Source organism: Occultella gossypii (genome assembly GCF_019947135.1).
Classification (GTDB): Bacteria; Actinomycetota; Actinomycetes; order Actinomycetales; family Beutenbergiaceae; genus Occultella; species Occultella gossypii.
In genome coordinates, this window is record NZ_JAGSHT010000032.1 from 36,901 (window position 1) to 60,098 (window position 23,198).

Genomic DNA, 23,198 nt, shown 5'->3' on the forward strand with positions numbered 1-23,198 from the left:
CCGCCGTCGCCGGGTGTTCTCGCTCAGGGCTTGAGCGAGTTCAGGTGGGTGGTGATCGCCGTGATCAGGTCCAGCAGCTCGGTCTTGACCTGGTCCACCGACGGCAGCCCGGTGACGACCGACGCCACGTCCGCGATCGATTCGATGGCACCGGTCTCACCGGGCAGGATCTTCTTCGCGGCATCGAGGAACGCCGGGATCTTCCCGGTGAACTCGGCGACCTCGCCGAGGCCCGGGATGGCGCCCACGTCGAGGTTCTGGATCTCGGTCTTGAGCTTGTTCATCAGCTCGACGAGCAGGTCGATGAGTTCGGTGACCTGCGGCACCAGGGACGCGATCGCCTGGATCGCGGGCTTGATGGTGGCCACGTTGTCGTCGAGGAACGACTTGAAGTCGGCGAGCACCGCCTTGAGTTCCTCGAAGAGGTTCGGTTCGGCCATGATCGGCTCCCGTCTGGGTGGGTCCTGCGTCGGTGTCTTCGGAGGTGGGGTCAGCCGCCGGTGGCTTCCCGGAACGCGCGCAGCCGCTCGAGGAGGCCGGTCAGCGGCGTCACGAACGCCTCCAGGCCGGTCGCGAATGGTGGCGTGATGTCGAGCCCGTCGAGGAGGTCGCCGAGCAGGTCGTCGGCCTCGCCGAGGATGTCCGCCTCGAGCCCGGCGGTGGACGCGGGCGCGACGGGCTCGGTGAACTCACGCAGGGTGAGCACGTAGGCGAACGCGCCCGGCCGCCCGGCCAGCTCACGGACCTGCAGGTCGTCCACGAGGACCTCCTCGACGGAGGTGTCCGCCGTGATGTCCGCGACGAACGCGACCGGTTCCCCGGTGCGGACCTGCGCCTTCAGCTCCTCGATGAGGGTGGCGGCGCCGGTGTCCGTGGCGACCCCGCGCACCCGCACCCCGGTGGGGGCGCGGCCGAGGTTCTGCAGCATCGACCCGTCCTTGCCGACGGCCTGGTGCTCGGCGACGGCGCGCAGGTCGCTGGTGGTCAGGTCCTGCACCTGCGGCAGTTCGAGGGTGCCCAGCATCGGTCGCATGTCACGCCTCGATCCCGTGCCGGCGGGCCGCATCGGTGAGCATCCGGGCCACGAGCCGCTCGAGCTCCGGCACCGAGGTGGCCGGCACCGACCCGCCGACGCCGGGAGCGGCCGAGCTCTCCGAGGCCGTTGCCGGCCCGGCCGGCCAGGTGGCCGGCCACCCGTGCTCGCCGCCCTCGGTCTCCTCGGCGTCCCCGGCGAGCCGGACCAGCCGGGCCGGGCGCGCGGGTGCGATCGCGAACTCCGTCCGCGGGTCGAGGCCGTGGGCGGCGGTCCGCGCGTGCGGGGCCGCGTCGCGGCCGTCCGGCGTGGGCCAGCCGGCGAGCGGCGCACCAGGCCTCCCAGCCTCCGTCGGCCCGACGGCGGAGGTGCTCGGGCGGTCGACGTCGCCGCTCGTCCGGCGTGCGTCACGGCGCTCGCGCGCCGGCCCGACGGCGGGTCCCGGCTCGCCGAATCCGGTGCCGTTCCAGGCATTGCGCCACTGACCCGCCCCACGGGTCAGTGACGCAGTGAGCGCGAGGGCATCCTCCGCGGAGGCTCGGCGCAGCGGTCGGCGCGCGGTCGACGCCGGGTCGGCGAGGGCGCCGAGCCCGGCCGCACCGAGGCCGGCCCGGACCCGCTCGAGCACGTGGTCGAGACCGGCGTCGGGCGGCGGCAGCTGGCTCGCGGCGGCCCCGGGCCGCGCGGAGGTGTCCGCGGCCGGGCGGGGGTGGGGTGGGTGGACCGGGCGAGGGGCCTGCCCTGCGGGTCTGGGCGGCCGGGATCGGCGGTCCGCGTCGCCGGGCTCGGCGAGTTCGCGCAGCCGGGCGGCCGGCGGGCACGCGTCCGGCGGCGGCAGCTGGCCGAGGTGGTTGGGCGTCCGGCCGGCCCCGGCGCCGGGGCGTTGCGGCACGGGTGCGCCGGCGTCGGGATTCCGGGCGTCGGTGTTCCGCGCGACTGGATCCGCGGCCGGCGTCCACCGGCCCGAGCCGGCCGGGCCGCCCGGGGCACCGCCACGGCGGCCGAGGCCGAACGGGTCCTCGGACCAACCACCCACCACCCCCGACGATCCCCGCCCGGGGCGGGCTCCGCCGTCGTCATCGTCGCCCGAGTGGCGCCACCGCTCCCGCCGGCCGACGGGGTCGGGGACTCCTGCGCCGTCGCCCGGGCCGCCGACGCACTCCGCGAGGGTGCGGCCGAGCATCGGGCCCTCGGCGAGCCGGGGCGGCGCGTGCGCGGCCGCGCAGACCGCGCCGACCCGCGCGTCGAGCACGTCGACGGACCGGGTCAGCCGGGCGGTGTCCCGGCACCACGCGGCCGGCCCGCCGCCACCGGCCAGGTGCCCGAGCGCGCCGCCCACCCGGGGGAGCACACCGCGCACCCCGGGCAGCACGGCATGGCCGCCGCCGGCGGCAGAGCTCCCGGCGGTGGACGACGCCCGGCCCGTGCTCATGCGACCTCCGCCGCCCGCCCGGTCATCTCCAGGTACATCAGGATCTGCCCGATCGTCATCCCGGCGACGTCCTCCGCCGTCCAGCCGAACTCCTCGGCGAGCACGAAGCACGCCTTCGCCAGCGGGGCCTGGACGAGCTCGGCGAGCCGGTCCCGGGGCGTCTCGATGCCGCTCAGCTCGTTGATCGCGTCCACCAGCACCCGGGCGAGCCCGGCCGGCAGGCGGCCGGCCTGCTCGGCCGTGAGCGCGGGCTCCACCACGGCGCGGGCGATCATCAGCCCGGCCGCGAGCTCGCGGTCCCCGCCGGCGGCGTGCGCCACCAGCTGGACGTCCCGCACGGTCAGCGGGCGGATCGTCACGGTTCCGGTGGGGCCACCGGGCGGCAGCGTCACCTCGTGGGTGAGCGCGCTGCCGGCCAGCAGCTCCTCGGCGGTCAGTGCGGTCCCTGCCATCGCAGTGCTCCGTTCACTCGGTGGCGAACGCGACCTCGGTGGGCGGCGCCTCGCCGCCACCGCCGCCGGCGCCCTCGCGGTCGAGAACACGGATGGTGAGCGCCCGGAACCGCAGGTTCTCCACCACGAAGTCGTCCTCGGGCAGGGTGTAGCGCCAGTTCTCGAACTTCACCCCGGCGATCTCCAGGGTGAGCGAGTTGCCCGGGTGCGCCGGGTCCGCCAACACCAGGTTGATCGTGAAGGCGGGCTGCACGTACGGCTCGGCCACCGCCGTCGGGGCTGATCCGCGCCCCATCAGCAGCAGGAGCAGCGCGCCGTTGACGTACGCGCGGCCCACCGTGCCGGCGATGTGGATGTCACCCGGGCTCAGGGACACGGGGTGGCGGCGGCCGACCTCGTAGAACTCCTTGAGCGCGGTGTCCACGCACACCCGCACGTCGGTGAGCCGGCCCACCGTCTGGATCGCGAACGTGTCCACCACGGCGGACGCGTCCGCGCCCTCCGGGGTGTCCTCGGCGGCCAGGGTGAGGGTGCCGTGGTTTCCGGTGAATACCTCTGTCAGTGCCATGTCGGGGGTCCTTACTCGAGGAACATCGTGACCTTGATGAAGTCGATGCTGAACGTGGGCCGCAGGAAGATGTCGACCCGGGCGATGCCTCGGATCTCGTCGTCACGGGTGGCGTGCACGTCCAGCCGGTAGCCGTTCTCGGAGGCGAGGAGCTCGTCCAGCACCATCGAGTTCAGGAAGTTGTTGATGGTGGCCCGCAGTGCGCCGCGGACCCGCTCGTTGTTCAGCAGCCCGATGTAGGGGGTGGCGGCGCTGCGGACGCCGAACTTCGCGTAGTCCACGATCCGGCGGGTGGTGATCTGCTGCCACGCCGTGTTCGTGGACGTGGTGATGCCCCGCACCAGGCGCAGGCCCTGCCGCTTCTCGACGGCGAGTACCCGGCTCAGCACCAGCTGCTTCAGCTCGGCGCTGGACAGGTCGTGCTCGAGCGCCTCGACGCCGAGGACCTTGTTCGTCAGCGAGATGTGCGGCGCCTGCGCGGAGAGCAGCCCGGCGACGGCGGCCGCCGTGTACGCGCCGGGCAGCGTCACCTTCACCGGTGGGCTGACGGACCGGTCGTCGGCGACGAAGCCGGGGCCGACCAGGACCACCCGGTCGCTGTTCAGCGCATGCCCGGACGCGTTCTGCACGAACGCGGCCCGGTCGCCGGCGAGTGCGGTGCCGACGATGCCGATGCGTTCGCGCTTGTTGTCGTCGTTCGAGGCGAGCGCGCAGTGCAGGGCGAGGTCGTCGCCGAACGTGGAGTCGGTCTGCCCGGCACCGACGATGATGTGCGCGTCGACCCCGAGCAGGGCGTCGAGGCCGCCGGCGTGCAGTGCCCCGGTGGGATCGCCCGCGCCGTTCGCGCCGCCGCCCATCGGGGTCGCCGCGAGGGTGCTCGGGACCTCCGTGGGGTTCGCCAGGGCCGTGGCCGTGACGAGCGCCGAGTCGGCGAGGTCGGCGACCAGGTCGTCGCCGGAGACCACGTTGTACTCCTCCTTCGCGCTCACCCCGAGCGTGATCGTCACCTTCACGGCGGACGCCTTGTCGACCATGTAGGTGGCCAGCACGGTGTCACCGGCCGCGGGGTCGGTACCGAACGTGAGGGTGCCGTCCGCCGTCGTGATGCCCACCTGGGTGGGGCTCGGGGCCGCGTCGTAGACGATCGGGACCACCGTGTCCGAGCCGCCGCCGCCCGGTCGCACCACGATGCGGTTCACCGCGCTGTGCAGCACTTCGGCATGGGCCAGCACGAACGGTGGACCGGCCACCGTCTCCTCGCGGACCAGGGCGCTCGCGTCGGCCGTGGAGACGGTCACCGTGAGCCCGTTCGCCCAGGTACCCGGCCAGCGCGCGTCGACGCGTACGCAGGGCCCGGTCGCCGAGGCCAGGTCCACGCCGGCCGTGGCGACGGCGCCGGGATCGGCCACCCGCACGGCCCACACGCTGGTGGCACCGAACCGGTAGGCCTGCTCCAGGGCGCGGGTCAGGGTGAGTTCGTCGTTGGTGCCGCCGTGCCACGGGTCGTAGGCGCCGAACGTGGCGAGGGCGTCGCTGTAGCTGCCGAGCAGGCGGGGCGTGCCCACCGGCCCCTTGGCTGCGGTGCCGACCACGCCGAGGTTCCCGACGGTGATCGCCCCCGGGACGATGAGGCCCTCGGGGCGCACTTCGATGAAGACGCCGGGTAGGACTAGTTCGGTCATGACTTCCGCTCCTTTTCGCTCCCTCGCTCCCACCGGAGCGCGTTCGGGGTCCTTCGTTCGTGTTCTCAGCGGGACAGCCGTAGATAGACGACGGCGGTCTGGTCCAGTCCCGGGCTCGCGCCGGGTGGGGTGTAGGTGATCTCGAAGCGTTCGCCGGCGGCGAGCAGGATCGGTGTGGTGAGCCGGCGGGCCGCGCCGGAGTAGGCGTCGACGGTGCCGTCGGTGTCCCAGTCGCCCAGGTCCGGGCCGGGGACGGCGGGCCCCAGCGCCGCGAGCGCGGCAGCGGGCGTCAGCGTCACCGTCGCGTCGCGGTGCGTGGGCACCGCACCACCGGCGGCGGTGAGGAAACCGTCGAGGTCGGCGAACGCCGTCGGGCCTGCGCCAGAGCTGCGCGCGAACGTGACCGTGCCGCCGAGGGCGGGCCCCGGGACGTACGCGATCGCGGCGATGGTGCCGACCGCCGTCGGCCCGGTGACGGTGAGCGCGGGGGCGCCCTCGTCGTCCCAGCGGCGCAGCTCGTCGACGATCGTCTGGGCCTCATTGGTGGGTGCGGCCTCGTCGCCGTGGCCGGTGGTGACCGGGATCCGGGCGATCAGGGAGTCCGCGTCGTCGTCGGCGGTGTACCGGTACTCGTAGAGGACGTCGTAGCTGGAGGCCTTGCGCCAGGCCGGCACGACCGGAATGTGCTCGGCGATCGTGGTCTGGCTGGCGGCGAACCTCAGGAATCCCTCGGCGCGGAGCGCGTCCCGGTCGTCGAGCAACGTGGACTGCAAGTCGAGCACGGCGGCGTCCACCTCGGGGGAGGAGCCGGCCCACAACTGGAACCGCACCCGTGCGTCCAGCCGGCCGCCGCGCAGCGTCCGGGTGCCGAGCGCGGGTGCACCCTCGGTGCCGATGTGGTCGCCGAGGCCGACCGGCTTGGCGGTCACCTGCTCGATGGTCACGTTGCTGTCGGGTACGCCGGGCAGCGGCGCCGGCAGCCTGGCCCCGAGGACGCCCAGCATCGCGGTGACCACGTCGGTGAGGGTCGGGGCACTCACGTCGGCCCCCACGGCGGGCACGTCGAGGCCATCGGCGCCCGGCCCCACGTCGCTGGTGAGCGCCAGGTCCACGGCACGTGCGATCTCACCGGAATGGTGCCAACCGGTGCGGGTGCCGGTCTGCACGTCGGTGACGATCCCGTGCCAGCGCGGGCCCGCCCCGGTCGCGTCCTCGAGCAGGGCGCGGACCAGGAACGACCGCGCGACGAGATTCGTCTGCGCCCCGCCGACCTGCTCGTGTCCGGACATGCCACGCCAGACTCCCCGCTCGATCTCTTCCGTGCGGGCATCGTGGACGGAGCCGGTCTCGCGGGTGTCTCCGGCGCGTCTCGGCGGCGTCTTTCACCGTCCTCGTTTCGGACTTTCACCCGACTTCGTGCGCCAATCACCCAACACGGCCCCGGGTCCGGGGCGGATAATGGGGCGAGGAACACGGCGGGGAGAGGCCAATGTCCGCGAGGAACCGCGGCCTGCCCGCCGGGCTGAGGAATCAGCAGGGGCAGCCCGACGGTGGGTCGCTACGAACGAAAGACCATCTCGGCGCAGGCGGTTCGGCTGTGCCGGACCCGGCGCGCGCCGGCCGGCCGGTCACGCGTGGTGCGCCGCCGGTGCCCGGCTCCCGGTCTCGGCCGCGCCCGAGTGGTACGCCGGCGGTGCCTGTACCCGGGGCACGGCCGCGAGGACGCCGGCGATGACCGCCCTGACGGTCCGGCTGCTTGGCCCGTTCCGCGCGCTGCGCGGCGACCGGCCGCTGCCCAGTCCGATGCTGCACAAGGCGCAGGACCTGCTCACGATGCTGTTCCTCGCGCCCGGGCATGCGCTGCTGCGCGAGTCCGCGGCGGAGTCGCTGTGGCCGGACACGGACGCGGAGATCTCCCGCAAGGCGATGCGCCAGACGCTGTGGCAGATCCACCACGCCACGGACGAGCCGGTGGCGCAGGACCGGCTGGTGATCTGCGATGGCGACGGTTTGATGATCAACCCCGAGCGGCCGGTGTCGGTGGACCTGCCGGTCTTCGTCGGAGCCGTCCGGGAGGCACAGGACACCGGTGGCCGGGTCCTTACCGATGACCGCCTGATCCGCCTGTGCACCGCGGCGGACCTCTACCGCGGCCCGCTGCACGCCGGCTGCTACGACGACTGGTGCCTGATCCCACGGGCCCGGCTCGAGGACCGGTGCCTGACCCTGCTCGACCGGATCAGCCGGGAGCGGGAACGGCGCGGCGACATCGACGGGGCGATCGCCTGGACCCAGCGGCTCCTGGAGATCGAGCCCGCGCACGAGCGCAGCCACCGCCGGCTGATGCGCCTGTTCAGCCAGGTCGGTGACCGGACCGGTGCCCTCCGTCAGCTGGCCGAGTGCCGGGCTGCGCTCGCCAGGGACCTCGGCGTGCGCCCGGAGGCCCGCACCGAGGACCTCGGCGCCGCGATCCTCGCCGACCGGATGTACCACGACTCCGGCCGGTCGGCGCTCGCGGGGGCCGAGATCCCGCCCCGCCCCGACGCCGACACCGAGCTCAACCTGCTGCGCCTGGAGGTCGCCGCGCTGCGGCAGAGCATCGAGTGCATCGGTGAGCAGCTGCGGGACGCCCCGGTGCCGGCGTCCGCTGCGGGCGTCGGGGTGGTCCCGCCGCTGACATCGCACCAGCCCGGGCCGAACGGGTGAACAGCCGCTCAGCTGTGGCAGCGCCTAGGCCAGCGGGGTGGACTCAAGTCACCCGGACCCGTCCGTTGTTGAGCGCTTGCTGGAGTGCCTCGATGGTGAGCCGACCACGATCGCCGTCGATCGTGTCCCGGTAGAGCCCCAGCCGCGTGAGCCACGTCTGCTCGGCCTTGACCGACCGCACACCGAAGAACTTCTCGTTCCTGTCGGGCGCCGTGCGGTTCGCGACGAGGAACCGCTGGTACCCGCCGATGAACTTCGGGCCGAGCACGGCGTGCTTTCGCTGATCGGCTTCGATGGCTCCGTCGTAGAAGTCGGCCCGGGCGAGCGCCCGCTGGAGCTCGGTCGCCGTGCGGTGCGCGAAGTTGCCGTCCACCCGCAGCGGTAGGAACGGACCGGATGCCGCCGCGGGTACTCCGTTGCCCGGTGACACACCGTGCCTGCTGAACGCCGCCACGGGATCCTGAGGTCGGCTGGCCCGGTCCCAGGTCTCGAAGTGCAGGTGCGGGCCGGTCTGGATCCCGGTGGCATCCGAGAACCCGACCAGCTCACCCTCCTTGACCCGGTCGCCCTTGCGCACGCTCGGTAGCACATGATCGTAGAGTTGCGCCTCGCCATCGGGATTGCGGATGACGGCACCGTTTCCGGTCCGCAGCGGCGCCCGGCCCGATGACGTGTCCCCGGGGACCTGCATCGACACGGACTTCTCCACCGTGCCGGCGAACGCGGCGAAAACCGGGTTGCCGAGCGTGCCGCCGCTCCTTGGCCTGATGTCCACGCCCGCGTGGACGAGTTGGCCGCCGCTCCTCTTGAACTTCTGGGAGATCGATCCATCGAACGGGTTCTGCATGACTGCGCCCTTTCCGCTCGAGGGGACGCGTGCTACCCCCGGACGCACTCGGCGTCTCCGTCGACGCCGGTTGAATCCCCGCCTGCATCGTGATCACACACCTGGCGGACCCCGGTGTCAAGGGAGATTCGACGGGTCAGCCGCGCAACTGCGGCAACGCCTCGGCGAGCAGGTCCACCTGGGCCGGGTCGGCCGCAGTCGGGAACAGGATCAGTTCGTCCGCACCGGCGGCGGTGAAGCCCTCGACGTACGCCCGGACGGTGTCCGCGTCCTTCGCGGCGCCGTCGATGATCATCTCGGCGTACTCGCCGAGGAAGCCGTAGTAGTGGCCGAGGTCGTCGCGGGCCTGCTGCTGCGCGTTCGGTCCGAGCGCGTAGTAGGACAGGGCCACCAGACGCGGTTTGCCCTCTCGCCCGGCGTCCTGCCAGGCGGTGGTCAGCGCGGGCAGGGCCTCGGCGATGGCCTCCGGCGGGGCGCCACCGATGGTCAGACCGTCGCCGTACCGGACCGCCCGCTGGATCGCCCGGGCGCCGCCACCGCCGATGAGGACCTGCGGGCGGCTGCCGAAGAACGGGGCGGGACCGACGCCGGTCTCGCCCGCCCAGTGCCTGGTGAGTTGTTCCAGCTGGGTGTCGAAGACCCGGCCGCGCTCGCGGAAGTCCAGGCCGGACGCGGTGTAGTCGTCCTCGCGTCCGCCGACCGCCATGCCGAGGACGAGCCGCCCGCCGGAGAGGTGGTCGAGGGTGGCGGTCTGCTTGGCGAGCAGCGCGGTGTTCGCGTGCAGGGGCGCCAAGAGGATGTCGGTGGTGAGCCGGATCCGCTCGGTGACGGCGGCGGCCGCGGCGAGGGAGATGAGTTCCTCGTAGTTGGAGTAGGTCAGTCGCCCGATCGTCCCGAGGGAGGAGAAACCGGCGTCCTCGGCGCGGCGGGCCCAGTCCACGATCCCCGCACGGTTCACCCCCGGCACCGTATTCGGCAGTCCGATTCCGATCTCCATCAGCCACTCCTCACGTCGTTGTCGCTAGGTCGTGTCAAACCGGTGTGGGGGTCGGCCTATTCCGGCAGGGCCGGCAATCCCATCCTCGGCGCCTACGCCCAGCCGGGACCCGATGGTTATGATGGCAATGGCCCAGCACGTCGTTGGCATGGATAACCGGCGTCTCGGCTATTGCCCCAACCATGCGCATAATCGGCTGATCCTCCCGTCCGGCGGGTGGCAGGCTCAACGAGGAGCGTGGGAGATGGATCCCATTCAGGTGACCGTCAACGGTGAGGTGCGGGCCGCGGCTGCGGCAGGGCCGCACACGAGTCTGCTCGACTGGCTGCGTGGTGAGGGCTTCACCGGCGCCAAGGAGGGTTGCGCCGAGGGGGAGTGCGGCGCGTGCGCGGTGCTCGTGGCCCGGCCGGAGCCCGATGGCACGACCCGATGGGTCTCGGTGAACTCGTGCCTGCCGCCGGCCCTGGCGTTCGACGGCCAGGAGGTCGTCACCTCCGAGGGCCTCGGCCGCGCCCCCGGCGCGTGCGCGATCGCGGACCTGCACCCCGTGCAGAAGGAGATGGCCGAGCGCGGCGGGTCCCAGTGCGGGTACTGCACCCCTGGATTCGTCTGCTCGATGGCAGCCGAGTACTACCGCCCCGACCGCACCTCCGACCCGGGCGACGAAGACGCACAGACGGGACCCGCCGTCGTCGGCGCGGAGCACGCAGCCGACCACGAGCACGGCCCGAACGGTTTCGACCTGCACGCGATGAGCGGCAACCTGTGCCGGTGCACCGGCTACCGGCCGATCAAGGACGCCGCCTACGCCCTCGGCCGTCCCGAGCCGACCGACACGCTCGCGCGCCGCCGCGATGAGCCGGCCCCCGCGGCCCGGCCCACCCGCGTGGTCACCGACGCCGGCGAGTTCGTGCGCCCGGCCGGCCTCGCCGAGCTCTTCGACCGGCTCGCCGCCGCCCCGGACGCCGTGCTCGTCGCCGGTGCCACCGACGCCGGCGTGGAGCGCAACATCCGCCACCTGCGCCCGCCGCTGACGCTCGCGATCGACCGGATCGAGGAGCTGCGCGGGCTGCACCTCGGCCCCGACCACATCGAGCTCGGCGCCGCCCTGACCCTCACCGAGATCGAGACCCGGCTGGCCGGGAGCGTCCCGCTGCTCGCGGACCTGTTCCCGCAGTTCGCGTCCCGGCTGATCCGCAACGGCGCCACCCTCGGCGGCAACCTCGGCACCGGCTCCCCGATCGGCGACGCACCGCCGGTGCTGCTCGCCCTGGACGCGACCGTGCTGCTGGCCTCGGCCGCCGGTGAGCGCGAGGTGCCGCTGGCCGCGTACTTCACCGGCTACCGCGAGAGCGTGCGCAGCCCGGGCGAGATCATCCGCGCCGTGCGGATCCCGCTGCCGCTGGCGCCGCGGACCGCGTTCTACAAGATCGCCAAGCGCCGCTTCGACGACATCTCGTCCGTCGCCGTCGCGGTCGCCGCCACGCTCGACGGCGGGTCCGTCGCCCGGGTGCGCATCGGCCTGGGTGGCGTGGCCGCCACCCCGATCCGCGCCCGCGCCACCGAGGACGCGCTCATCGGACGGCCCTGGACCGTCGACGTCGCCCGCGAGGCGGCCGCCGTCATGGCCGCGGAGGGCACCCCGCTCGACGACCACCGCGCCAGCGCCCGCTACCGCGCTGCGATGCTGGAGCAGACGCTGCTGAAGTTCTACGAGGAGAACCACGACGCTCCCGCCCTGGAGGTGACCCGATGACCGCCCTGTCGCAACGTCCGGCGAACCCCATCGTCGGCCTCACGGTCTCGCACGAGAGCGCAGAGCTGCACGTCACCGGCGCAGCCCTGTACACCGACGACCTCGTCTCCCGGATGGCCGGGACCCTGCACGCCTGGCCGGTGCAGTCCCCGCACGCGCACGCCCTGGTCACCGGGCTGCGCACCGACCCCGCGCTCGGCCTGCCCGGGGTGGTCCGGGTGCTCACCGCCGCGGACGTGCCCGGCGTCAACGACGCCGGCGTCAAGCACGATGAGCCGCTGTTCCCCGACGAGGTCCGCTACTTCGGCCACGCCGTCTGCTGGGTCCTCGGGGAGAGTCTCGAGGCCGCGCGGCTGGGCGCCGAGGCCGTCGAGGTCGACTACGAACCGCTGCCCTCGATCATCACCCTCACCGAGGCGATCGAGGCCGAGTCGTTCCAGGGCGCCCAGCCGACGGTCAGCCGCGGCGACGCCGGCGCGGGCCTGGCCCGCGCCACGCACCGGTTCTCCGGCGAGTTCGAGTTCGGCGGCCAGGAGCACTTCTACCTGGAGACCCACGCCGCGCTCGCGCACGTGGACGAGGGCGGCCAGGTGTTCGCGCAGTCCAGCACCCAGCACCCCTCCGAGACGCAGGAGATCATCGCCCACGTCCTCGGCCTGCACAACCACGAGGTGACGGTGCAGTGCCTGCGGATGGGCGGCGGCTTCGGCGGCAAGGAGATGCAGCCGCACGGGCTCGCGGCGATCGCGTCGCTCGGCGCCGTGCTCACCGGCCGCCCGGTGCGGCTGCGCCTGAACCGCACCCAGGACCTGACGATGACCGGCAAGCGGCACCCGTTCCACGCCGTCTGGGAGGTCGGCTTCGACGACGACGGCATGATCCAGGGCCTGCGCGCCACCCTGACCGCCGACGGCGGCTGGAGCCTGGACCTGTCCGAGCCGGTGCTGGCCCGGGCCCTGTGCCACATCGACAACGCCTACTACGTGCCGGACATCGAGGCGCACGGCCGCATCGCGAAGACGAACAAGACGTCGCAGACGGCGTTCCGTGGCTTCGGGGGCCCGCAGGGGATGCTCGTCCTCGAGGACATCCTCGGCCGGGTGGCGCCCGCGCTCGGCATCGACCCCACCGAGCTGCGCCGCCGCAACCTCTACCAGCGGGGCCAGGTCACCCCGTGCGGCATGCCGGTCCGCCACGCGGAGCGGCTCACCCAGATCACCGACGAGCTCAGCGAGCGCGGCGAGCTCGAGCGACGCCGTCGGGAGGTCGAGGCGTTCAACGCCGAACACGAGCACGTCAAGCGCGGCCTGGCGATGACCCCGGTGAAGTTCGGCATCTCGTTCAACCTCACCGCGTTCAACCAGGCCGGCGCACTGGTGCACGTGTACAAGGACGGGTCCGTCCTGATCAACCATGGCGGCACCGAGATGGGGCAGGGCCTGCACACCAAGATGCGCCAGGTCGCCGCGACCGCCCTCGGCGTCCCGCTGAGTTTCATCCGGCTGGCGCCGACCCGCACGGACAAGGTCCCGAACACCTCCGCCACCGCCGCCAGCTCGGGCGCCGACCTCAACGGCGGCGCCGTGAAGAACGCCTGCGAGCAGATCCGGGAGCGGCTCGAGGAGGTCGCGGCCCGCACGCTGAGCCTGCACCCGAGCGACGTGCGGATCTCCGGCGGCGTGGTCACGGGCCTGGGCACCCAGGACACCATCGCCTGGGCGGACCTGGTCCGTGCCGCCTACTTCCAGCGCATCCAGCTCTTCGCCGCCGGGTACTACCGCACCGAGGGCCTGCACTGGGACGCGAGCCGGATGCAGGGCGAGCCGTTCAAGTACTTCGCCTACGGCGCGGCCATTTCCGAGGTCGAGGTCGACGGGTTCACCGGCGCCTACCGGTTCCTGCGCACGGACATCGTCCACGACGTCGGGGACAGCCTCTCCCCGCTCGTGGACCTCGGGCAGATCGAGGGCGGGTTCGTGCAGGGCGCCGGCTGGCTGACCCTGGAGGAGCTGCGCTGGGACACCTCGGACAAACCCAGTCGCGGCCGCCTGGCCACCCAGGCCGCGAGCACGTACAAGCTGCCGTCGTTCTCGGAGATGCCCGAGGTGCTCAACGTGCACCTGTTCGAGCGGGCCACCGAGGACGGCGCCGTCTACGGCTCCAAGGCCGTCGGCGAGCCGCCGCTGATGCTCGCGTTCAGCGTCCGGGAGGCACTGCGCGCCGCGGCCGGCGCGTTCGGGCCGGCCGGGCACATGGTCGACCTGGGCTGCCCGTCCACGCCGGAGGCGGTCTACTGGGCGGTCGACGCCGCCCGTCGGGCCGGGCGAGAAGCGGGCGACGGCGGGGCATCGGCCCGTAGCATGGCTCCCGTCGGGAGCGGCACCGGTGGGAACGGCACGGGTGGGAACGGCGCCGCCTCCGGCACTGTCACCCCGAGCGATGCCGGCGGCGGGAACGGCACCGTCGAGCGCGAGCTCGCCGAACCCTTGGCGCCTCACGGCGTCACGGAGTGAGTGATGGACTGGCTGGGCGCCGTCCAACGGTTGCGAGCGGAGGGCCGATCCGCGGTCCTGGTCACCGTCACGTCCGTGCGCGGTCACGCCCCGCGTGAGGCGGGCGCAAAGATGGTGGTCTCCGCCGACGGCACCTGGGGCACCATCGGCGGCGGGAACCTGGAGGCCACGGCCATCGAGCAGGCCCGCGTCCTGATCGCGGCCGGCACCGTCGAACCGCTGACACTGGCCGCGGCACTGAACGAGCACGTGACCAACAGGCACGGCCAGCAGTGCTGTGGGGGCGTGGTGGACGTGCTTCTCGACCCGCTGCCGGCCCGGGCCGTGGTGGCCGTGTTCGGCATCGGGCACGTCGGGCTGGAGCTGGGCCGGATCCTGTCCCGGCTCCCGCTCGTGGTGCACCTCGCAGACAGCCGGTCCGCGCAGATCACCGCCGCGGGCGCCCTCGGGCTGGACGACGGCCCCGCCGACGTCCACCTCACCCACGCCCCGATCCCGGAGACGGTGATGAGCGCGCTCCCGGCCGGGGCGCACGTGCTGATCATGTCCCACGACCACGCCGAGGACATGGTGCTCTGCGATGCGGCCCTGCGCCGCGGCGACCTCGGCTCGATCGGCCTGATCGGCTCGTCCGCGAAGTGGCAGCGGTTCCGCAAGCGGCTGCGCGAGGCCGGCCACACCGACGCCGCGATCGGGACGATCACCTGCCCGATCGGGTTGCCGGGCCTGCACGGCAAGGAGCCGGCCGTCATCGCGATCAGCGCCGCGGCCGCGCTGCTCGAGGCGTTGCGGAGGGAACCGGGCGCGGGCCTGCACGCCGCCGACGTCGGTGCCGCGCTGACCCCGGAGCGCTCGGCAAAATAGGCGGCGCAGGCCCGACGGCCGCTGCTACCTTGTCGCGGAAGCCGTGCGAGAGAAACAGGAGGTGGTACTCGTGAACGAATCGACGTGGGTGCTCCTGTTCGGGGTCACGGTCGGGCGATAGGTCGTCCGGGAGCGCCGCAACCCGAGCACTCCCGAAAGGCACGACCATGCACTTCACTTCCGAACAGCGCCTCGACGACGGCGTCCTCGAACGCGAATTCTCCCTCGGCGACGTCCCCGGCATCCTGTGGACGCCTGCATCCGCGCCCGGACCGGCCCCGCTGATCCTGCTCGGCCACCCCGGCGGGCTGCGCGCGATGTACCCCAGGCTGGCGGGGCGGGCCCGGCACGCCGCGGCGAACGGCTTCGCCGCGGCCACCATCGAATCCCCGGGCAGCGGTGACCGGCCCCGATCGGCCGACGCCGAACAGGCTCGCGCCGAGCTGCGCCGGGCGGTGACGGCCGGCGAACCGGTCGAGGGTGAGATCGTCGACCGGCTGGTCCTCCCGCTCGTCGAGAAGGCCGTCCCGGAATGGCAGACCACCTTGGACGCCCTCCTCGCACTGCCGGAGCTCGGCGGCCCGGTCGGGTACTCGGGCGGGGTGATCGCCGTCGGGGTCCGGTTGGCGCTGGTCGAACCGCGCATCGTGGCCGCCGGCCTGTTCGCCGGGAGCTACGTACCCCGCGCCATGTTCGACGAGGCCCGGCAGGTCACGATCCCGCTGCACGTCCTGCTGCAGTGGGACGACGAGGGCAACGATCGGCAGCTGGCATTGGACCTGTTCGATGCCTTCGGCTCCCGGGAGAAGACGCTGCAGGCCAACATGGGCGGGCACACCGGCGTCCCGCAGTTCGCGGGGGAGGACGCGGCCAGGTTCTTCGCCCGGCACCTGGCGTGAGGCCGGCTCCTCGGGCCGAGGGGACCTACCCGGCCTCTTGCCGGCGAACGATCTCGGTGATCCAGGTGGGCGCGAACGGTGAGGTGCAGTTCGGCGGGGTCGGGTAGTCCTTGAGGACCTCGAGCCGCTCGCCGATGTCGAGAGCACGGGCCCGCTGCGCCGGGTGGCTGATCCCGATCTGGGCCAGCGTCTCGTTCATCGCCCACTGCAGGGGGTCCGGGGCGTCCTTCATCTGCGCCTCGATGAGGTCGAGCAGCCCGGACAGGTCGAGGCCCTCGGGGCGCTTGTTCACCCGCTCGGTGGTCAGCTCCCAGCCGGCGCTGGCCACCGCGGGGTCGGCGTCGGTGAACCAGGCGACCCGCAGGGCCTCGGCGTTCGGGTTCTTCTTCACCACGTAGTTGACCAGCCAGTAGTGCACCTTGGGCTGCGGGGACTCACGCAGCATGGCGTCCAGCTCCTCGTGGCTGAATGCCTTCGGCCGGCAGATCAGCAGGGCCACCAGCCGGGCGGCCGTGTCCCCGGTGTCCCAGAGCTCGACGGCGAGGTCCTGGTTGGTCTTCAGCTGCTTCGCCACGGCCCGCAGCTTGGTGAGGTTGACGCCGTGATCGTCGCCGTGGCGCTCGTTTACCTCGCGGATCCTCGGGTCCTCGAGCGCGGCCAGTTCGGCGAGTACTTCCGCCACGGTTACGTCAGACATCGTGGTCCTCCTGCGTTCCATCATCAGCCAACCCATGGTGGCACGCCAGGCCGGTCGCTGTGCCAGACCGACTGGGTCCTCCCAGGACTGGCCTGGCGCCCGCGGGCCCCACGCCATCCCGGTTCCCCTGGCCCCAGACGCGGGTTCCGCGCGGACCCACCCACATCTCACGACAGGGGAGTCACTCGGTGCGCGAGAGGGTTGCCGAGTGCGCGCGGCCGAGGCGTCAGAGCAATTCGGCCCGCAGTTGCGCCGGGGTCTTGGGCGAGAGCAGCCCGGGCGGCACGTCCAGCACGGTGACGGCACCGGTCCGGCCCTGCTGGTTCAGTCGGTGCACGGCCCGCGCGTAGGCGACGAGCACGCTGGCGGTGAACTCCGGGTTGCTCTCCAGGGCGAGCCGGTACTCGATCACCTGGGCCTGCGCGTCGGTGGTGTTGCCGCTGCGGATCACGAACCCGCCGTGCGGCATGGCGTCGTGGTCGCGGCGCAGCGCCTCGTCGGAGATGAACTCCACCGTGGTGTCGTAGTCGGCGAAGTAGTTCGGCATCCCGACGATCGCGGCCCGGACCTCGTCCGCGTCGGCACCGGGCTCGAGGACCACGAAGCACTCCCGGGTGTGCTTGTCCCGGGTGCTCAGCTCCGGCCGCTCGCCCGAGCGGACCCGGTCGATCGCCTCCTGCGACGGGATCGTGTACTGCACCCCGGCGGCCACTCCCGGCACCCGCCGGATCGCGTCCGAGTGCCCCTGGCTCAGGCCGCGACCCCAGAACGTGTAGGTCGCGCCGTCGGGCAGGAGCGCCTCGCCGTAGGCGCGGTTGATCGAGAACATCCCCGGGTCCCAGCCCGCTGAGATCAGGGCGGTCTTCCCACCCGCCCGGGCCGGGGCGTCGACGGCGTCGAAGTACTCCGGGATCCGGGCGTGCGTGTCGAAGCTGTCGACGGTGTTGAAGCGGGCTGCCAGAGCCGGCCCCTGCTCGGGCAGGTCCGACTTGGAGCCACCGCACAGCATCAGCACATCGATGTCGCCGGTCCGTTCACCGAGGGCATCCATCGCGAACACCGGTGCCGCCGGGTCCAACGCCGCCAGGCTCTCGGGTGGCCGGCGGCTGAAGATCCCGACCAGCGTCATGTCCGGGTTCTTCGCCAGCGCGGCTTCGACGCCGCGCCCCAGGTTGCCGTAGCCGGCGATTCCGATCCGGATGGGTGTGCTCATTGGGGTATCTGTCCTCGTTGCCATGGGTGCCGCGCGTTCGCGTTCTGGTGACCCGATCATGTCAGGGGAGCGGTTGCGGGGCAGCCTCGGCGAAGCGGCGCGAGAGGAGGCCGATGGCGTCCGCGAGTTCGCGAGGAGCGACGCAGGTGATGGCTGCGTCGAAGCGGCCGGTCGACGCGGCCAGGGCCACCCACGACCGGGAGCCGACGGTGCTGGACATCGCCGTGGTCCACCCGAGCGCCTGACCGCCGGTCGCCGGCTCCGATCAGGTCACGAGCGCCATGGTCCGCGCCAGCGGCACCCCTGGCCGGTAGGCGAGATGCTCGTGCGACGGCGCCTCCAACACGGTTAGGTCCGCGTGCGCGCCCACGCCCAGGTGCCCGACGTCGTCCCGCCGCAGGGCCAGGGCTCCGCCCGCCGTGGCCGCCCAGAGTGCCTCGGCGGGAGTCATGTGCATCTCCCGCACGGCGAGGGCGATGCAAAGCGGCATCGAACTGGTGAACGAGGTGCCCGGGTTGCAGTCGGTGGCCAGCGCGACCCGGACGCCGGCGTCCAGCAGGGCGCGGGCGTCCGGGTAGGGCGAGCGAGTCGAGAACTCGACCCCGGGCAGCAGGGTCGCCACGGTGTCGGAGCCGGCCAGGGCGTCGAGGTCCGCGTCGGTCAGGTGCGTGCAGTGGTCGACGGCGGCTGCACCCAGTTCGACTCCGAGCCGCACCCCTGGTCCTGGGCCGAGTTGGCCCGCGTGCACTCGCAGGCCGAGCCCGGCCCGCCGGCCGGCGACCAGCACCGCTCGGGCCTGGTCGCCGTCGAACGCGTGCGGTGAGCCCGGCTCGCAGAACACGTCGATCCAGCGGGCGTGCGGGGCGCACTCGGCCAGCATCGAACCCGTCACCAGGTCGACGTAGTCGTCCGCGCGGCCCGCGTACTCGGTCGGCACCACGTGCGCACCCAGGAACGTGGTCTCCGAGGTCACCTCCCGCGCCAGTTGCAGCAGCCGGACCTCGTCCACGACGGTCAGCCCGTACCCGCTCTTGATCTCGATGGTGCCGGTGCCCTGGGCGCGGGCTTCGGCGACGAACGCGGCCAGCCGCGCTCTCAGCGCTTCCGCGGAAGAGCCGCGGGTCGCCGCCACCGTCGAGGCGATCCCGCCGCCGTCGTAGGGTGCGCCGGCCATCCGGGCGGTGAACTCGGACGCGCGGTCCCCGGCGAACGCCAGGTGGGTGTGGGAGTCCACGAAGGAGGGGACCACGGCGCGCCCGTCGACGTCGATCACCCGGTCCGCCGCCGGCGCCCCGGCGGCGAGCCCCACCCAGGCGACCCGACCACCCGAGGCGGGGCCGCCGTCGGGCGTTGCGCGTCGAGTGCCTGACGCTTCCGCGGAAGCGCGCGGGTCAGGCAACGCTTCCGCGGAAGCGCCGGGACCGGATGCCGCTTCCGCGGAAGCGCGCGAGTTCGTCACCGCTTCCGCGGAAGCGCCCAAATCGACCAGCACCGCCGCGTCGCGCATGATCCCGAGCCGGCCCGCCCCGAGCGCCGGGTCGTTCGTGACCAGCTCGGCGATGCCGGTGATCAGGATCGAGCCCATCAGCCCTCCCGCATTGGCACGCGCACGCCCCGCTCGGCGGCGACCGCCTCGGCGCGCGGGTAGCCGGCGTCCACGTGCCGGATGACGCCCATCGCCGGGTCGTTGGACAGCACCCGGGACAGCTTCTGCGCGGCGAGCTCGGTGCCGTCCGCGACGCACACCTGCCCGGCGTGGATCGAGCGCCCGATGCCGACCCCGCCGCCGTGGTGGATGGACACCCAGGTCGCGCCGGACGCGGTGTTCACGAGGGCGTTCAGCAGCGGCCAGTCGGCGATGGCGTCGGACCCGTCGGCCATCGCCTCGGTCTCCCGGTAGGGGGAGGCGACCGAACCCGCGTCCAGGTGGTCGCGGCCGATCACGATCGGGGCGGACACCTCCCCGGAGGCGACCAGCTCGTTGAACCGCAGCCCGGCCAGGTGCCGCTCGCCGTGGCCGAGCCAGCAGATCCGGGCCGGCAGCCCCTGGAACTCGACCCGCTCCTGCGCGGCACGGATCCAGCGGTGCAGCTTGACGTCGTCGGGGAACAGCTCGAGCACGGCACGGTCGGTCGCCGCGATGTCCGCCGGGTCGCCGGACAGCGCGGCCCACCGGAACGGGCCCTTGCCCTCGCAGAACAGCGGCCGGATGTGGGCGGGCACGAACCCGGGGAAGTCGAAGGCCCGTTCGCAGCCGCCCTCGCGGGCCTCGTCGCGGATGGAGTTGCCGTAGTCGAACACCTCGGCGCCGGCGTCGGCGAAGGCGACCATCGCGCCGACGTGCTTGGCCATCGACGCCCGCGCCCGCGCGGTGAACTCCTCCGGTTTCGCCTCGGCGTAGGCATGCCACTCCTGCAGCGACACCCCCTCGGGCAGGTAGGAGAGCGGGTCGTGCGCGGAGGTCTGGTCGGTGACGATGTCGATCGGCACACCGAGCCGCAGCAGCTCCGGGTAGACGGTCGCGGCGTTGCCGACGATGCCCACGCTCAGCGGCCGCCGCTGCGCCTTCGCCGCCTCACACCGCCCGACGGCGTCGGTCAGGTCCTGCGCGATCTCGTCCAGGTAGCGGTGCTCGAGTCTGCGACGCAGCCGGGCCGGGTCCACGTCGACGATGAGGCAGACCCCGCCGTTCAGGGTCACGGCGAGCGGCTGGGCGCCGCCCATCCCACCGCACCCCGCGGTCAGGGTGAGCGTCCCCGCGAGGCTCGCCCCGCCGTCGTCGGCCTCGGCGAAGCCAGAGCGGGAGGCGAGCTTCGCCGCGACGGCGGCGAACGTCTCGTACGTGCCCTGCAGGATGCCCTGGGTGCCGATGTAGATCCACGAGCCGGCGGTCATCTGCCCGTACATGGTCAGGCCGAGGTGCTCGAGGCGGCGGAACTCGGGCCAGTTCGCCCAGTCCGGGACCAGGTTGGAGTTCGCGATCAGCACCCGCGGCGCCCACTCGTGCGTGCGCAGCACCCCCACCGGGCGGCCGGACTGGACGAGGAGGGTCTCGTCGTCGGCGAGCGTGGTCAGCGTCCGCACGATCGCGTCGAAACTGGCCCAGTCCCGCGCGGCGCGGCCGGTGCCGCCGTAGACGACGAGGTCATCCGGGCGCTCGGCGATGTCCGGGTCGAGGTTGTTCATCAGCATCCGCAGCGGCGCCTCGGTCTGCCAACTGCGCGCGGTCAGGGTGGTGCCGCGCGGGGCGCGGACCTCGCGTGCTCCGTCCATTCCGGCCTCCTCGCGCAAGTTGCGCCGGTTGGCGTGCACCGGTGCCATGGCACCCCATTCCATCCCAGGTCAGGGGCGGGCCCAAGGGCTGTCGGACTAGCCTTGTCTGGGATGCCAGACGCCGGTCGAGAGGTCTGTGTGTTGGCTAGTGTCGCGTGTCGTTAGTTCGTGAACACTTGGACGACCTTTGCGACTCAGTGACTGGTAGCCAACGTATCTCTCCCGAGCATCGTTTGTGGTGCCGGGTAGGGCTGGTGAGGCTGCGGCCAGACGCGATCAGGAGGCACGGGCGACGATCCATGCTTGACCCGATCCGACCTGAGCCAGTGGTTTTGCGATCAACGGGACGCCCCTCGTTCTCGAACATCGCGCGCGCTTCGACAGTGCGTGGTCGAGCTCAGTGCGGTCGTCGAACAGCTCGTCGGCGCAACTCGTTGATGGCGTCGGCTTGGCGCGGCCTCGAACGCGGCGACGCAGGGCGTGAAGTCCGTCTGCTCCTTGCAGGAGACGAAGGTCTGATCAAGTCGCGCTGCTCGAGCGCGAGGGATCGGGCGTTGGCGGAATCGGGGAGCCAGGGCTCGGTGCTGTCGAGGGCGATGCCTTCGGAGGCGAGCAGTCGTGGAGGTCGTCGAAGGCAATGATGCGCGTCGTCGATGTCAAAGACCTGGGCGTGCATCTCGTCGATCGCTGAGCGCCAAACTCGCTGTATGGTTATACCTACGCGGAGGCATCGATACCTAACCGATGGGGGTAGGAATGGTTTCAAGGCGCGCACGACGGATAGGCATTGGTTCCGCACTGAGTGCCCTCGCGCTCTTATTCGGTGCACTCCCAGCGCAGGCCAGCGGTGGATCCGGCGAGAGCGAGGCAGCGGCGCAGGAAGATGCGCTTGGGCTGGAAGTGGTCCAAGTCGAGGACTTGCCGGACGGCGGTGGCTGGGCGAGCGAGATTCCCGAAGACGCCGAGTTCGTTTCGCAGGCCGAGTTGCTGGGGGATGACTCAAGCGCACCGCTCTCGGACGCGAGCGAGGGTGCGGCAGTTGGTATTCAGCCTATGGGCCAGGGTAGTCCAATTACGGCTGGGGAGTGCACCTACCGGCAGGCTAACGACAACCCGCACGAGAGCGGTGGAGACGCATCGGTACATGGCTGGTGGCGCTACGTAAGTGGCACGTGCCCTGCCGACGCGAACGTGGATATCTACCTCCAGGCACTGTGGCGCAACCCCAATGGGACGCTTGCGTGGCTGACCGTCGACAGCAACAGCATGCAGTTGAAGCCGGGCACTGGAGAACGTGGCAGGCGAGTGAACGCGCGCATACCGTGCGCCACCCAGGTGAGTACAACGTTCCGTGGGCTGACAGATGTTGACCTGCCGGGCATCATCGACCCGCCCGGTATGCAGGAGTCGCCGGATGTGACCTTGTCCTGTTCTCCGCCCGGCCCGCATTCGTGACCTGGGTGCGATCGGGATCGGGCTGGTCGTCTGCTGATCGCGGCGGAAGTGCGTCAAGCCGTGACGATGGCGGGCCGCTGGCAGAGTTTCCTATTGCGGTGCTATTGATCGCTAGGCGCCGCAAGGGAGCAAGCGGCGAAGGCTTCGATGTGAGCGAAGAGTTCGTGTTCGAGGGCGGCCGTCGCGCCGCTCTCAACGCTGACCGCGGGTTCACTGTGAGCGAGCCCCTGGAGATTGGTCTAGAGGGCCGCGTGAGGGTGGCACCGCATCCGGCGATATCGGATGACGAGATCCGTCGGACTGTCATGAACGTTGTAGGCGCCGATGAAGGGGAGCCGGAGGGCTCGCAACCCTGGGAACGTCTGGCGTCACTTGCCAGGGGCCGCGGGCTGTCGGTGACCGCCGACGATCTCCGTAGGCTGCCTCTGCGTATTGAAGTCATTCGGTAGGGGCGAGTGGCGGCCAGCGCCCGCTGACCCATAAAACTGCTCAGAGGAGTAGACAGGATCTGTTAGCGGCCCGCTTGGGGTGAAACTTGACGCGTGCTCAGCGAAATGCTGCGCACCGGCCGCGGCTTCCGAAACGCCGCCAACTACCGAACCCGTATCCTGCTCACCAGCGCCGCACGAGCAGTGGCGTGAACAACCATCACAGCACACCGTTCACCACGAACCTTGAAGAGCCGGTGAAGTGGACCTTGAACCTTGGATGCGCTGCGAGCCAGGTCTTGACCTTGGCGTGCTTGTGGGCGGCGTAGTTGTCCATCACCAGGTGCAGTTCGACCTGCTCGCCGGTCTCGGGATCGACGGCA

General features: G+C 72.1%; 19 protein-coding genes. 6 read left to right on the forward strand and 13 right to left on the reverse strand.

Going from position 1 to position 23,198, the window contains the following annotated elements; genetic code table 11:
- Positions 1-23: 23 nt before the first annotated feature.
- The 7 genes from KCQ71_RS26270 to KCQ71_RS26300 all read right to left on the reverse strand — a co-directional run bounded on the left by KCQ71_RS26270 (position 24) and on the right by KCQ71_RS26300 (position 6,456).
- On the reverse strand, positions 24-440 hold the full coding sequence (locus tag KCQ71_RS26270) for a hypothetical protein (protein ID WP_154792429.1): 417 nt from the start codon (positions 438-440) through the stop codon (positions 24-26).
- A 50-nt stretch (positions 441-490) separates the two neighbouring features.
- Positions 491-1,033 (reverse strand): hypothetical protein, encoded by a 543-nt coding sequence (locus KCQ71_RS26275; RefSeq protein WP_223411637.1) that lies wholly within the window; start codon positions 1,031-1,033, stop codon positions 491-493.
- Position 1,034: 1 nt separating this feature from the next.
- Positions 1,035-2,465 (reverse strand): hypothetical protein, encoded by a 1,431-nt coding sequence (locus KCQ71_RS26280; protein WP_223411638.1) that lies wholly within the window; start codon positions 2,463-2,465, stop codon positions 1,035-1,037.
- Complete coding sequence (locus KCQ71_RS26285) at positions 2,462-2,917, reverse strand: hypothetical protein (RefSeq protein ID WP_223411639.1); 456 nt, start codon at positions 2,915-2,917, stop codon at positions 2,462-2,464. Before KCQ71_RS26285 ends, KCQ71_RS26280 begins: the two co-directional genes overlap by 4 nt.
- 13 nt (positions 2,918-2,930) lie before the next feature.
- Positions 2,931-3,485 carry a hypothetical protein gene (locus KCQ71_RS26290; RefSeq protein ID WP_154792433.1) on the reverse strand — a complete coding sequence of 185 codons (555 nt, stop codon included), beginning with the start codon at positions 3,483-3,485 and terminating at the stop codon, positions 2,931-2,933.
- An 11-nt stretch (positions 3,486-3,496) separates the two neighbouring features.
- The gene (locus tag KCQ71_RS26295; protein ID WP_223411640.1) at positions 3,497-5,167 is read right to left on the reverse strand and encodes a phage tail sheath C-terminal domain-containing protein; all 1,671 of its coding nucleotides are present in this window, start codon (positions 5,165-5,167) and stop codon (positions 3,497-3,499) included.
- Positions 5,168-5,232: 65 nt separating this feature from the next.
- Entirely contained in the window at positions 5,233-6,456 is a 1,224-nt protein-coding gene (locus KCQ71_RS26300; protein WP_223411641.1) for a hypothetical protein, read from the reverse strand.
- A 442-nt stretch (positions 6,457-6,898) separates the two neighbouring features.
- Between KCQ71_RS26300 and KCQ71_RS26305 the strand changes: the two genes are divergently transcribed.
- Positions 6,899-7,873 (forward strand): AfsR/SARP family transcriptional regulator, encoded by a 975-nt coding sequence (locus KCQ71_RS26305; protein ID WP_223411642.1) that lies wholly within the window; start codon positions 6,899-6,901, stop codon positions 7,871-7,873.
- A 43-nt stretch (positions 7,874-7,916) separates the two neighbouring features.
- On the opposite strand, the gene KCQ71_RS26310 is transcribed toward KCQ71_RS26305, so the two are convergent.
- A complete protein-coding gene (locus KCQ71_RS26310) occupies positions 7,917-8,720 on the reverse strand; it encodes a M23 family metallopeptidase (protein ID WP_223411643.1) in 804 nt (267 codons plus the stop codon).
- A gap of 136 nt (positions 8,721-8,856) precedes the next feature.
- The gene (locus tag KCQ71_RS26315; RefSeq protein WP_223411644.1) at positions 8,857-9,717 is read right to left on the reverse strand and encodes an LLM class flavin-dependent oxidoreductase; all 861 of its coding nucleotides are present in this window, start codon (positions 9,715-9,717) and stop codon (positions 8,857-8,859) included.
- 244 nt (positions 9,718-9,961) lie between these two features.
- On the opposite strand from KCQ71_RS26315, the gene KCQ71_RS26320 reads away from it, so the two are divergent.
- The 4 genes from KCQ71_RS26320 (at position 9,962) to KCQ71_RS26335 (ending at position 15,749) form a co-directional block, all read left to right on the forward strand.
- Positions 9,962-11,473 (forward strand): xanthine dehydrogenase small subunit, encoded by a 1,512-nt coding sequence (locus tag KCQ71_RS26320; RefSeq protein WP_223411645.1) that lies wholly within the window; start codon positions 9,962-9,964, stop codon positions 11,471-11,473.
- Positions 11,470-13,986, forward strand: a complete 2,517-nt coding sequence (gene xdhB, locus KCQ71_RS26325; protein ID WP_223411646.1) for a xanthine dehydrogenase molybdopterin binding subunit — start codon at positions 11,470-11,472, stop codon at positions 13,984-13,986. The genes KCQ71_RS26320 and xdhB overlap by 4 nt, the downstream gene beginning before the upstream one ends.
- A gap of 3 nt (positions 13,987-13,989) precedes the next feature.
- Complete coding sequence (gene xdhC / locus KCQ71_RS26330) at positions 13,990-14,850, forward strand: xanthine dehydrogenase accessory protein XdhC (protein ID WP_223411647.1); 861 nt, start codon at positions 13,990-13,992, stop codon at positions 14,848-14,850.
- Between the two features lie 167 nt (positions 14,851-15,017).
- On the forward strand, positions 15,018-15,749 hold the full coding sequence (locus tag KCQ71_RS26335) for an alpha/beta hydrolase (protein ID WP_223411648.1): 732 nt from the start codon (positions 15,018-15,020) through the stop codon (positions 15,747-15,749).
- 25 nt (positions 15,750-15,774) lie between these two features.
- Here KCQ71_RS26335 and KCQ71_RS26340 read toward each other — a convergent pair whose 3' ends face one another.
- From KCQ71_RS26340 to hutU, 4 genes are all read right to left on the reverse strand, one after another.
- Positions 15,775-16,446 (reverse strand): DNA alkylation repair protein, encoded by a 672-nt coding sequence (locus tag KCQ71_RS26340; RefSeq protein ID WP_223411649.1) that lies wholly within the window; start codon positions 16,444-16,446, stop codon positions 15,775-15,777.
- 226 nt (positions 16,447-16,672) lie between these two features.
- Positions 16,673-17,659 carry a diaminopimelate dehydrogenase gene (locus tag KCQ71_RS26345; RefSeq protein WP_223411650.1) on the reverse strand — a complete coding sequence of 329 codons (987 nt, stop codon included), beginning with the start codon at positions 17,657-17,659 and terminating at the stop codon, positions 16,673-16,675.
- A gap of 265 nt (positions 17,660-17,924) precedes the next feature.
- Positions 17,925-19,244, reverse strand: coding sequence for an imidazolonepropionase (gene hutI / locus KCQ71_RS26350; RefSeq protein ID WP_223411651.1), 1,320 nt, complete (start codon positions 19,242-19,244; stop codon positions 17,925-17,927).
- Positions 19,244-20,932 carry a urocanate hydratase gene (gene hutU / locus KCQ71_RS26355; protein ID WP_223411652.1) on the reverse strand — a complete coding sequence of 563 codons (1,689 nt, stop codon included), beginning with the start codon at positions 20,930-20,932 and terminating at the stop codon, positions 19,244-19,246. The genes hutI and hutU overlap by 1 nt, the downstream gene beginning before the upstream one ends.
- Positions 20,933-21,688: 756 nt before the next feature.
- Between hutU and KCQ71_RS26360 the strand changes: the two genes are divergently transcribed.
- The gene (locus tag KCQ71_RS26360; RefSeq protein ID WP_223411653.1) at positions 21,689-22,387 is read left to right on the forward strand and encodes a hypothetical protein; all 699 of its coding nucleotides are present in this window, start codon (positions 21,689-21,691) and stop codon (positions 22,385-22,387) included.
- The last annotated feature ends 811 nt before the right edge of the window (positions 22,388-23,198 follow it).

Bases quoted from the DNA above. Each gene is read 5' to 3' on its own strand.
- KCQ71_RS26270 (WP_154792429.1), bottom strand. From the start codon at position 440: ATGGCCGAACCGAACCTCTTCGAGGAACTCAAGGCGGTGCTCGCCGAC.
- KCQ71_RS26275 (WP_223411637.1), bottom strand. From the start codon at position 1,033: ATGCGACCGATGCTGGGCACCCTCGAACTGCCGCAGGTGCAGGACCTG.
- KCQ71_RS26280 (WP_223411638.1), bottom strand. From the start codon at position 2,465: ATGAGCACGGGCCGGGCGTCGTCCACCGCCGGGAGCTCTGCCGCCGGC.
- KCQ71_RS26285 (WP_223411639.1), bottom strand. From the start codon at position 2,917: ATGGCAGGGACCGCACTGACCGCCGAGGAGCTGCTGGCCGGCAGCGCG.
- KCQ71_RS26290 (WP_154792433.1), bottom strand. From the start codon at position 3,485: ATGGCACTGACAGAGGTATTCACCGGAAACCACGGCACCCTCACCCTG.
- KCQ71_RS26295 (WP_223411640.1), bottom strand. From the start codon at position 5,167: ATGACCGAACTAGTCCTACCCGGCGTCTTCATCGAAGTGCGCCCCGAG.
- KCQ71_RS26300 (WP_223411641.1), bottom strand. From the start codon at position 6,456: ATGTCCGGACACGAGCAGGTCGGCGGGGCGCAGACGAATCTCGTCGCG.
- KCQ71_RS26305 (WP_223411642.1), top strand. From the start codon at position 6,899: ATGACCGCCCTGACGGTCCGGCTGCTTGGCCCGTTCCGCGCGCTGCGC.
- KCQ71_RS26310 (WP_223411643.1), bottom strand. From the start codon at position 8,720: ATGCAGAACCCGTTCGATGGATCGATCTCCCAGAAGTTCAAGAGGAGC.
- KCQ71_RS26315 (WP_223411644.1), bottom strand. From the start codon at position 9,717: ATGGAGATCGGAATCGGACTGCCGAATACGGTGCCGGGGGTGAACCGT.
- KCQ71_RS26320 (WP_223411645.1), top strand. From the start codon at position 9,962: ATGGATCCCATTCAGGTGACCGTCAACGGTGAGGTGCGGGCCGCGGCT.
- xdhB (WP_223411646.1), top strand. From the start codon at position 11,470: ATGACCGCCCTGTCGCAACGTCCGGCGAACCCCATCGTCGGCCTCACG.
- xdhC (WP_223411647.1), top strand. From the start codon at position 13,990: ATGGACTGGCTGGGCGCCGTCCAACGGTTGCGAGCGGAGGGCCGATCC.
- KCQ71_RS26335 (WP_223411648.1), top strand. From the start codon at position 15,018: ATGCACTTCACTTCCGAACAGCGCCTCGACGACGGCGTCCTCGAACGC.
- KCQ71_RS26340 (WP_223411649.1), bottom strand. From the start codon at position 16,446: ATGTCTGACGTAACCGTGGCGGAAGTACTCGCCGAACTGGCCGCGCTC.
- KCQ71_RS26345 (WP_223411650.1), bottom strand. From the start codon at position 17,659: ATGAGCACACCCATCCGGATCGGAATCGCCGGCTACGGCAACCTGGGG.
- hutI (WP_223411651.1), bottom strand. From the start codon at position 19,244: ATGGGCTCGATCCTGATCACCGGCATCGCCGAGCTGGTCACGAACGAC.
- hutU (WP_223411652.1), bottom strand. From the start codon at position 20,932: ATGGACGGAGCACGCGAGGTCCGCGCCCCGCGCGGCACCACCCTGACC.
- KCQ71_RS26360 (WP_223411653.1), top strand. From the start codon at position 21,689: ATGGTTTCAAGGCGCGCACGACGGATAGGCATTGGTTCCGCACTGAGT.